The 2,197-nt window shown below is 73.3% G+C and carries 3 protein-coding genes; all 3 read right to left on the bottom strand.

Features of this window, described 5'->3' with window-relative positions; all coding sequences use genetic code 11:
* Positions 1-1,360: MMPL family transporter (locus Q0L15_RS20030; protein ID WP_296606385.1), on the bottom strand; the 1,360-nt coding region annotated here is incomplete at its 3' end.
* A gap of 206 nt (positions 1,361-1,566) precedes the next feature.
* A complete protein-coding gene (locus tag Q0L15_RS20035; protein WP_296606387.1) occupies positions 1,567-1,863 on the bottom strand; it encodes a hypothetical protein in 297 nt (98 codons plus the stop codon).
* Positions 1,864-1,888: 25 nt separating this feature from the next.
* Positions 1,889-2,197 (bottom strand): FAD-dependent oxidoreductase (locus tag Q0L15_RS20040; RefSeq protein WP_296606388.1); only part of this gene is annotated, 309 nt, incomplete at its 5' end.

Raw genomic sequence — 2,197 nt, forward strand, 5'->3', positions numbered from 1 at the left:
CGATGCCCGGCACGGCCGCGATCTCTGTGGCGACGGTCTCGACGCCGTCCGCGTCAGCGGAGCCGGCGGCGTCCTCGCCGAGGTCGATCACGACGGTCAGGGGCGCGTTGATGCCTTCGCCCCAGCCCTCGGTGAGCAGGTCGTAGGCCTGCCGGTGGGTGGTGTGCTCCGGCGCGTCGCCGGCCGCGGGGAAGGCGGTCTGCATCGCGACGGCCGGTGCAGCGACCGCGAGGAGGGCGACGACGGAGCCGACGAGGTACGGCCACGGGCGGGCGGCGACGCGGTGCGCGAAGCGCCACCACGCCGTCTCCTCCGCCTTCGGGGCGGCGACCTCGACCGAACGGCGGCGGCCGATGCGGCCCTTGTCGATGCGGTCACCGAGCAGGCTGAGCAGTGCGGGGAGGAGCGTGACGGCGGCGGCCACCGCGGCGGCGACCATGAGCGCGGTCGCGAACCCGATGGAGGTCAGGATCCCGATGCCGGTGATCGCCAGCGCGGCTGTGGCCACGACGACGGTGCCACCGGCGAACACGACCGCAGCTCCCGACGTGCTCATCGCGCCGCCGAGGGCGGTGGAGTCGTCCTGCCCGGACTCGCGGTTCTCGCGATAGCGGGCGACGACGAACAGGGCGTAGTCGACGCCGACGCCGAGCCCGACCAGGCCGGCGACGGGGATGGCGGAGACGGACACGGTCATCGGGCTCGCGAGCAGGGTGATGGCGCCGATGCCGCCGCCGACGGCGACCAGCGAGAGGCCGATCGGGAGGACCGCGGCCACGGCGGTGCCGAAGGCGATCAGCAGCACGATGAGGGCGACCAGGAGGCCGATGCCGACGTGGCCGGAGGTCTCGTCCTCGGAGTTGAGGAAGACGGCGTCGCCGCCGAGCTCCACGCGCAGGGCGTCGGTGCCCATGCCCGAGACGCCGTCGGAGAGCACGGTGAACGCGGGCTTGCCCATCTCCCGCTCGGGGACGTCGAGCGTGATCTCGGCGTACGCGATGCGTCCGTCGTCGGAGATGGTGCCGGTCCGGAACGGGTCGGTGACCGTCGCGACGTGGTCGAGCCCGTCGACGTCGGCGAGCACCTGCGCGACGTCGGCGCGGTCCTGGTCGATCGTGGTGTCGTCCCGGGCTTGGAGGACGACCAGGGCCCTGCCCTGTGCGGCCTCGGGGAAGGTGTCGCCGATGAGGTCCATCGCGCGGGCGCTCTGGCTCCCGGGCGCGGCGAAGTCGTCGGCGAAGGTGCCACCGGCGGCGCCGGCCAGGGCGAACATGCCGGCCAGTACGGCGATCCAGGCGGCGATGGTGCGCCACGGACGGCGGGCGCTGGCCATGGCGATGGCTCGGGTGAAGCGGTCCATGATGCTGCTCCTCAGGAGAGTGGGGCGGGGGTTCGGCTCATGGCCCGGAACGTAGGGAGCGAGATGGTGACCCGTCCTCACCACTCGTGGTGAGCGCGATGGTGATTCGCGGGCACCTCCGCGGGTGAGCGGACAGCGCGACGCCCCCGGTCCCAGGTGCGGGAGCGGGGGCGTCGGGCCTCGGGCCTCGGGCCTCGGGCGGATCGTCAGGCGGTGCGGCGGGACAGCAGGCGCGCGCGGACGCGGTGCAGGCGCGGCATCAGCCCGTAGATGACGATGGGGACGGCGATGGTCGCGAGCACGAACGTGCGCAGGACCGGGTTCGTGTCCTTGAGGTACGGCCCGAGGGTCAGGTTGATGACGGTCAGCGTCGGGAAGACCGCGACCCAGATCATCACGGCGAGCTGGTGCTTGGTCGGCGGGCCGATCGGGTTGAGAGCGATCGCGGCGCCGGCCGACGGTCGGGGCGCGGGGTTCGGTGAGGTGGACGGCGAGGTGGACATGGTCGTGCTCCTTCAGGGGTGGGGGTCAGACGGGCAGGCCGAGACGGAAGTTGGCGACGGCGATGGGCAGGTCCTCGTCGACGAGGTCGTTGTTGAGGGCGATCGCGGCGGCGGACCCTTCGCCGGCGGCGGTGATCACCTGGGCGCGCGGGTTGACGGCGTTGCCGGCCGCCCAGACGCCGGCGACGCTGGTCGCGCCGGTCGGGTCGACGGTGACCCAGCCGTGGGGTCCGGTGGCGCAGCCGAGGTCCGTGAGCAGGGTGTCGTGGGGAACGAACTGCGGCCGGACGAACACCGCCGATCGCGCCACGACGTGTCCGTCGGCGGTCTCGAC

This window comes from Nocardioides sp., from assembly GCF_024509035.1.
GTDB lineage: Bacteria > Actinomycetota > Actinomycetes > Propionibacteriales > Nocardioidaceae > Nocardioides.